At 64.0% G+C, this 7,779-nt stretch carries 6 protein-coding genes; 2 read left to right on the top strand and 4 right to left on the bottom strand.

Annotated features, from left to right (window positions below; translation table 11 throughout):
• Positions 1–930: DEAD/DEAH box helicase (locus tag DU475_RS22250; RefSeq protein WP_164633349.1), on the bottom strand; the 930-nt coding region annotated here is incomplete at its 3' end.
• A 274-nt stretch (positions 931–1,204) separates the two neighbouring features.
• Positions 1,205–2,221 (bottom strand): AraC family transcriptional regulator, encoded by a 1,017-nt coding sequence (locus DU475_RS22245; protein WP_142882613.1) that lies wholly within the window; start codon positions 2,219–2,221, stop codon positions 1,205–1,207.
• A gap of 328 nt (positions 2,222–2,549) precedes the next feature.
• Between DU475_RS22245 and DU475_RS22240 the strand changes: the two genes are divergently transcribed.
• On the top strand, positions 2,550–4,235 hold the full coding sequence (locus tag DU475_RS22240; RefSeq protein WP_142882614.1) for a methyl-accepting chemotaxis protein: 1,686 nt from the start codon (positions 2,550–2,552) through the stop codon (positions 4,233–4,235).
• A gap of 178 nt (positions 4,236–4,413) precedes the next feature.
• On the top strand, positions 4,414–5,919 hold the full coding sequence (locus DU475_RS22235) for a caspase family protein (protein WP_164633348.1): 1,506 nt from the start codon (positions 4,414–4,416) through the stop codon (positions 5,917–5,919).
• A 27-nt stretch (positions 5,920–5,946) separates the two neighbouring features.
• On the opposite strand, the gene DU475_RS22230 is transcribed toward DU475_RS22235, so the two are convergent.
• Both DU475_RS22230 and DU475_RS22225 read right to left on the bottom strand, forming a co-directional pair.
• On the bottom strand, positions 5,947–7,383 hold the full coding sequence (locus tag DU475_RS22230; RefSeq protein WP_164633347.1) for a DUF6880 family protein: 1,437 nt from the start codon (positions 7,381–7,383) through the stop codon (positions 5,947–5,949).
• A gap of 18 nt (positions 7,384–7,401) precedes the next feature.
• Entirely contained in the window at positions 7,402–7,590 is a 189-nt protein-coding gene (locus DU475_RS22225) for a hypothetical protein (RefSeq protein ID WP_041807345.1), read from the bottom strand.
• Positions 7,591–7,779 lie beyond the last annotated feature (189 nt).

The raw sequence follows: 7,779 nt of genomic DNA, 5'->3' as shown, positions 1-7,779 counted from the left end.
ACAGAGACCGCGGGCGGCGACATCGGAAGCGACCAGGATCGGCAGCTCGCCCTTGCGGAAGGCTTCCAGCGCGGCCATTCGGGCGGTCTGGTCCATGTCGCCGTGCAGCGCGCCGACGCTGAAACCGTGGCGCTGGAGCGACCGGGCGAGCAGTGCGACTTCTCGCTTGCGGTTACAGATGATGATGGCGTTCTTCAGATCGGTGGCGCCGCGGATCAGGTGTCGCAGCGTCTCGCGCTTCTCGTGAGGTTCGCGTCCGCATGGGACCTGCGACTGTGTCACGGTGACCGCCGTCGAGGCGGGTTTGCTGACTTCGATCTTTTCGGGATTGTGCAGGAAGGTTTCGGTGATCCGCCGAATTTCGGTCGGCATCGTCGCGGTGAAGAACAGCGTCTGCCGCGTGAACGGGACCAGTTTGCAGATCCGCTCGATGTCCGGAATGAAGCCCATGTCGAGCATGCGGTCGGCTTCGTCGATCACCAGCATCTCGACGCCGGTCAGCAGCAGGCCGCCGCGTTCGGTATGGTCGAGCAGGCGTCCCGGCGTAGCGATCAGGACGTCGACCCCGCGGGTCAGTTTGAGATCCTGGTCTCCGAACGAAACGCCGCCGATCAAAAGGGCGACGTTGAGTTTCTGGCCGGCGCCGTATTTGTCGAACTGCTCTTTGACCTGGGCTGCCAGTTCGCGGGTCGGTTCGAGAATCAGGGTGCGGGGCATGCGGGCGCGGGCACGCCCCTTTTCCAGTAGCGTCAGCATCGGCAGCACGAAGGCGGCGGTCTTGCCGGTGCCGGTCTGCGCGATCCCGAGGACGTCTCTGCGGGCAAGGACGTGGGGGATCGCCTGCTGCTGAATCGGGGTGGGCGAAACGTAACCGGCGGCGGCGACGGCGGCTTGGACCTTCGTGGAAAGTCCCAGATTGGTAAAAGACATCGAGCCTCTGTTGTCGGGGGCGCGGCCTGATCCTAGTGCCTTCGGCCGGAACTCGGGATCACGCCACTTGATCGAACCGCCGCATGGATTCTTAGAAAAACCACTGTCGCGCTCAACCCCGGAGCGGCTAGCAATCTTGCACGGGGAAGTCGGATCACGGACAGGCGGCTCAATCGGGGCATCGCTTGACGCAATGCCGGGCCGCATCACGGCCGGAACATAGGCCGGAATCGGCCAAAGTCAATGCGCCCGCGCATGAAACGGCTGCAAAGGCTTAATGTTTCTGCGCGTCGGGATCCCGCCCGGGTCGGCATCGACGCAGTGTTTCGGTCGGCGATTCCCCGAACGCGTCGCGATAGTCCTGGGCGAAGCGACTTGGATTGGCGAAGCCGCAGCGCAGTGCGACCCCGATCAACGTACTGGCGGCGCCGCTCTCCAGCAGCCTCTTGGCGTGCTGGAGTTTTGCCCGCTTGACGTAGGCCGAGGGCGAGTAGCCGCGGTGCTTGAGAAACGCGCGTGTGAGTGTCGAGATGCTCACCCCCGCAACACGCGCCATGTCCTCGACGCTGATGTCCTCGTCGCAGCGGCTGTCGACAAAGTGCTCCGCGGTGCGCACGTAGCGCGGCACATCGTCGTTCACGGCGGTATCGAGCAGGTGCGCGAGATTGTGCCGGCTGCAATACAGCAGGGCAGTGATGCAGGATTGCTCCAGATGCAGCAGGACGTTTCTCGGCCAGACCGAGAACTTCGCATCGAGTCGCGATGCGAGTAGCGTCGTGAGGTCTCTGAAACCGAGATAGCGCGGTTGGTCGTTGGCGATCACCGGGTCGAACAGGATCGGTTGGCGCGGCTTGAAACCGAGCAGCGATGCGATCGAGCGTTCGAGTACGCGCTGCGGCAATCGCAGCAGCAATTGTCGCGAGTTTCGCCCGAATTCCAGTTGGGCGCTGGTGCCGGGCGAACAGATACAAGCTTCTCCTTGCGACAGTTCGACGCGGTGCTGGCCGCTCGAGAGCTGCGCGTTGCCCTCCAGGCAAAGCTGCACTAGGGCGATCTCCCGCTTCGGTATCAGCAGCCGGGTCGCTCCGGAGCTGTGGAGGAAGTACAAACCGATATGCGGAAGTTCGGCGAGGTTGGTTCGCATGAAGAAGTCGCTCGGCTTCGAGGTGGTCATGTCGACGCCGTAGCGCCGCAAGATGTCCCTCGCTTCCACCGGATCGCGACTCCGTACCAGCGGGAAATCCTGCAGCAACTCCTGTGTTGAATCTGAAACGACGACTTTCGACTTCATCTCGAGCTCACGCTGATCTCCGGTGGTTTGCTCCGACTATTTCGATCGTTGTGCCGGCGTTGTCGACCCGTCTCCTGGTTTTGTCCTAACTGACCGAATTTGTACTTACCCGCGATTAGCGGCCGCCTGATACGGACAATCATCGATGTTGTGTGTGCGGGGACACCTTCGTCCGAATGCTGATCGGTTCGATCGATTTGCGTATCTCGCGGCCATCGCGGGGGCGCGAGTCTAGCCGAAGCCGGCGCGGTCGGCGCTAACAACATCGGCCAATTGATCGAGCGTGCGGTGTCGCGCGTCGGTGCATTCTTGCTGGGGGGTATCTGCCATGCAGCTTTCGAACGTCAAACTGCTCTACAAGATCATCGCGTGTTTCATATTGCTCAGTGTGGTGGTGGGCGCCGGCGTCTGGTTCGCCGCTTCGAAGATGGGAGAGATCGAGCGCAGCTACGCATCGATGCTCGAAAACGAAGTGCAGGGCATGAAGGCGAACTTCCGTGCCAACGCCCGCCTGTACAATATCGGGCGCCTGACCTGGCGGATCATCGCAGAAACCGACCAGGCTGAGATGCAGCGTCTCGGTCTGGAGGTCGCGACCAACCAAAAGGAATTCACCGAATTCGTCGCACAGGCGAAAAAGGGATTGCCGATCTTCGCAGCCGACTTCGATCGCATCGGCCGGATGTTCGACGATATGATGACGAAGAAGTACATCCCGCTCGAGAAAGCTGCAATGGCCAACGACAACGTTTTGGCGCTTCGCCTCGTCAAGGACATGGCGCATGACAACCAGGCCGTGCGTGACGTGCAGTTCTCGATCACCACGCGACTCGACAAGGATCTGAGCGAACGATCGCATTCTGCGTCCGCCGATGTCGCGCGCACGATCAAGCTGACGGTGTTGCTGGTCGGTGGCGGGTTCCTCGCAGTGCTGGCACTGGCGTTCGTGATCGTGCAATTCGGGATCGCGCGTCCGATCGGTCGGCTCGTCGGGGATCTGCAGGCGATGGCTCGCGGCGAGGACATCGAGGTGTCGGGCACCGAGCGCGGCGATGAAATCGGCCAGACCGCCAACGCGGTCGAAGGCATCAAGCTGATGCTCGCCGAAAAGGCCAGGCAGGAGGCGGCGAGCAAGGCCGATCAGGACCGTGTCGTTGCGGCGCAGCGCAAGCAGGAGATGGAGAAGCTCGCGCATCACTTCGAGGCGGCGGTGGGCGAGGTGATTCAGGCGGTGTCCTCGGCCTCGACCGAACTGGAAGCATCTGCAACCACGCTGACCTCGAGCGCGCAGCGCGCGCAGGAAGTCACGACGTCGGTCGCTGCGGCCTCCGAACAGGCGTCGGCGAACGTCCAGTCGGTGGCGTCGGCGACCGAGGAGATGGCCTCGTCGGTCACGGAGATCAGTCGTCAGGTTCAGGATTCCGCTCGCATCGCCCATGAGGCGGTAACGCAGGCCCAGCGCACCAACGAGCGCGTCGGGGAATTGTCGCAGGCCGCAACGCGGATCGGCGACGTGGTCGAACTGATCAACACCATCGCCGGTCAGACCAATCTGCTGGCGCTCAATGCCACCATCGAAGCGGCCCGCGCCGGTGAGGCCGGTCGTGGCTTCGCCGTGGTGGCGTCGGAAGTGAAGGCGCTGGCCGAACAGACCGCCAAGGCCACCGGCGAGATCAGCCAGCAGATCGGCAGCATCCAGACCGCAACCCAAGACTCGGTGAGCGCGATCCGCGAGATCGGCGCCACCATCTCGAAGATGTCGGAGATCGCCTCGACGATCGCCTCCGCCGTCGAAGAGCAGGGGGCGGCGACGCAGGAGATCTCGCGCAACGTCCAGCAGGCTGCGCAAGGCACTCAACAGGTGTCCGCCAGCGTGGTCGATGTCCAGCGCGGCGCCAATGAAACCGGGTCAGCCTCCACCCAGGTGTTGTCGGCGGCGCGGTCGCTCGCCAACGACAGCAACCGGCTCAAGATGGAAGTCGGCAAGTTCCTCGAGACCGTCCGCGCCGCATAATGCACGCGTAGCGTTCTCGTCGTCGCGATGAAATGCCCTCGGCGCCGCATCCCAATGTCTGCGCCGAGGGCCTGATCGTGGCCGCTGCTCGCGGCCCTTTTCGGTTGAACCATGTCCGCGTTCTGGTCGACTATGGCGCATGCGGCGCGATCCGGCCGCAGCGCGTCGAGGGACTGGAATGCGATCGATCGGAAGGGCCGGCATGCGGCGGTCAGGTGCGGCGCTGACTGCGATCACGATTGTTCTGACGCTGCTCTTCGCCGGCTCCGCATCGGCCGCCAAGCGTGTCGCGCTGGTGATCGGAAATGACGACTACCGCAATGTGCCGAAACTGCAGAAGGCGGTGAATGATGCGCGAACCATAGGTGACGCGCTGAAGAGGCTCGGCTTCCAGGTGATGGTGGCGGAAAACCAGACCCGCTCCGCCTTCAGCCAGAGTCTTCTGGCGTTCGACACGGCGATCGAGCCCGGCGACACCGCGTTCTTCTTCTACGCCGGCCACGGCTTCGAGATCTCCGGGCAGAACTTCCTGCTGCCGACCGACGTGCCGGCCGCGACCGAGGGCCAGGAAGAACTGGTGCGCGACGCCTCGATCATGGCCGACCGCATCGTCGACCGGCTGCAGAACCGCGGCGCCCGCACCGCGATCCTGGTGCTCGACGCCTGCCGCAACAATCCGTTCGAACGCCGCGGCGTGCGCGCGCTGGCCGGCCGCGGCGGGCTGGCGCCGATGACCACGCTGCCCGAAGGGGTGTTCTCGATCTTCTCGGCCGGCCCGCGGCAGACCGCGCTCGATCGGCTGTCGGACAATGACAGCAATCCGAACTCGGTGTTCACTCGCGTCTTCGTCAAGCAGTTGCTCGATCCAGGCGAGAACCTGGTGCAAGTGGCGCAGCGCACCCGCCGCACCGTCAGCGAGCTGGCCGATCAGATCGGTCACAAGCAGGTGCCGGTCTACTTCGACCAGATGGTCGACGACGTGTTTCTGAACGGGCGGCCGCAGCCGAACGTTGCAGCGGCCGAACCGCAGCAGAAGATGGCCGCGCTGCCGCCGGTCGCCCCGCTGCAGCCGCCGGCCTCGGAAGCGCTGAACGCGCCGATCGCAAGCTTCTCCCGGCACAATGGCGGCTGGACGGTGTCGTTCTCGATCGCCGATCCGACGCTCGGCATCTCGTGGCGAATGGGCGAGGGCGCGTTCCGCGAAACCGGCTTCATGGACGCGCTCGATCCGCGTACCCGCAAGCGGATGCCGAACCCGTCGATCCAGCTTCCCGCCGACGCGCCGGCCGGCACCATCGAGCTGCGCTATATCGACGCCCAGGGCGAGATGCAGGGGCCGTTTCCGATCAAGTTCGAGCCGGAGGCGGCGCTGCTGCGCGACCAGCGCAAGATCCTCGACATGACCGCGACGAGCTGGCTGTCGTTCCGCGAGTTCAACGGCCTCCTGGTCTACTACACGCATCTGATGTCGTATCGCTGCGCGATCCGCGAGGCGCGGATCGGCATCGACAGCGCGGTGCCCGACGAGGTGCTGAAGATGCCGCCCTGCGACATGCGCGATCCGGTGGCGATTCCGAGCAGCGCGCAGCCGTATCTGAAGCTGGCACCGAACGTGACGTCGGTCTCGGTGGAGCTGACTTATCGCGACGGCAGCGTGTCGGAGATCAAGACGTTTCGGAAGTAGTTGCGACGTCGCCGCGCCGGTCCCGTCTCACGAGAGAAGGCTCCAGAAGCCGGTCTTGCGGCCGTGCTCCGCTCGCAGGCGAGTCTTGTAGGTGACGTGGCTGTCGAAGCCGCCGAAGTCCGAGATCGCGCCGGACAGGCTCTCGCATTCCAACAGATGCCGCGCGGCATGGCGGTAGCGGGCTGAGCGGCCCTGGATCAAGGTGAAGTCGATCATCGCCCGCAGCGCCAGCGTCGCGGCGAGCGGATATTTGCCGGCGAGCGCATCGGCTGCCGGGGAAAGAAGTTCGTAGTGATTGCCGTCGAGTTCTCTCGCGCGCCGGGTCACCAGTCCGGCGGCGCGATCCAGCGCGGGCCATGCCACGAGAAAGGCCAGAGCCGGCAGCACATGATCGAACCGCTCGACATAGTCCAGCGCGCGTCGTTCGGCTTCGACGTCGTCGAAATCCGGTAGGCGTTTGAGATAAGCGCGCAGATGCTCGACGCTCAGGAACCGCTCGAAGCACGACCACCGCGCGGTCTGCGCGTGGTCGTGCCGGCCCAGTGCGTCGAGGACTTCGATCCGCGCATCCTCCCAGTCGAAATTGGGAAATCTGGATGGATGCGATTTGGCATCGTCCACGATCCGCAGTGCCTCGTCGGCGCGACCGGCCGCCAGCAGCCGCCGTGCGAGCTCCGCGGCAATGCCGGGACTCTTCCGCGCTTCGATGCTGTACTGGGCAATGTAGGAGTCGACGTCGCCCTGGACGTCGGCGATGGTTCGGAGGCTCGCGGCGATCATCCGTTCACGGCGGGAGCACATGATCTGATCGAGGTAGATCGGGCCCCCTGATCCCAAACCGATCACCGTTCGGTCTTGGTCGGGAGGCACTTGCACAGGCTGTTTGGACAGCTCGATCAGCCGTTGTTTCAGATGGTCCAGACCGGCGCTCCCGAGCACCGGGCCAAGCGACTCGATCAGATCCTCCTCCATGCTGTAGGGGCTCTGTTCGAGTGCCTTGAAAGCTCGTTCGGCCAAGGCAATCGGATCTGACTGTGCGGCTTTTGCGAGCGGCCCGAGATCGCGGATCGCATCGACGAAGATCGGGAACAGGCGTCCGTTGCTGTCGTCGCTGCGCTGCAAGACATCGTCGGCCATGTCGACCAACTGCCACATCAGATCCTGTGCCGCCGCGGGATCATTGGCGGCGACATGGTCGATAATCGTGCGACGTTGCGTCTCCAGGTCCGCGGCGAGTTCCTTGACTTTGGGCCCCTCCAGCATGCTTTGCGCGCGGGCGATCTGGCCCAGCCTCTTGCCGATTTCGCCGGCGACCGCCTTCGGCGAGGTGAGGGCCGTGATCTCCAGCTTGAGCCGCCGTTTCGCCGGAGCGTCGTTGGCGGTGATCTCCAACAGCAGTTCGGCCAGACGCGGCGCCCCGAGTGCTTCCAATTGGCGAGCCGTCAACGTTGATTTCGGCGCCATGGTCGACGCGTCCGGCGGCTACGACCGTCGCGAAATGAAGATCAGCAACAGCCCGCCGAACGCGGTCGAGGCGCCGTACCACATCCACTGCGACTGGTTGATCATGAAGCTCTGGGCCGGCCACTGGATGAGGCCGGCGCCCTGGCCGGTCCAGACCAAGCCGACCAGCAGGGCGATGACACCGATGATGAGAAACAGTGTGCGCATGAGACGATTAGGCACCTTTTTGCGCGGCCATTCAAGGCCGGCGAAGGTCGGACGGCGCTAGCTGTGAGCTTTCATTAGGTTGTCCATCCGGTCCGGACCGAGGATGCTGAGGTTGCGAAGCTTCAGTGTCCAAGGAGGGACCGGATGAACATTCACAAGAATGCCCGTTTGACGCCGATTGGTCGAGAG

The sequence above is a fragment of the Rhodopseudomonas sp. WA056 genome, from assembly GCF_010906995.1.
GTDB classification, from domain to species: Bacteria; Pseudomonadota; Alphaproteobacteria; order Rhizobiales; family Xanthobacteraceae; genus Rhodopseudomonas; species Rhodopseudomonas palustris_G.
The sequence above is the reverse complement of the archived record's forward strand: the minus strand, read 5'-3'. Positions and strand labels throughout refer to the sequence as shown.

Coding starts and splice junctions, on each gene's coding strand:
- DU475_RS22245 (WP_142882613.1), bottom strand. CDS start 2,221: ATGAAGTCGAAAGTCGTCGTTTCAGATTCAACACAGGAGTTGCTGCAG.
- DU475_RS22240 (WP_142882614.1), top strand. CDS start 2,550: ATGCAGCTTTCGAACGTCAAACTGCTCTACAAGATCATCGCGTGTTTC.
- DU475_RS22235 (WP_164633348.1), top strand. CDS start 4,414: ATGCGATCGATCGGAAGGGCCGGCATGCGGCGGTCAGGTGCGGCGCTG.
- DU475_RS22230 (WP_164633347.1), bottom strand. CDS start 7,383: ATGGCGCCGAAATCAACGTTGACGGCTCGCCAATTGGAAGCACTCGGG.
- DU475_RS22225 (WP_041807345.1), bottom strand. CDS start 7,590: ATGCGCACACTGTTTCTCATCATCGGTGTCATCGCCCTGCTGGTCGGC.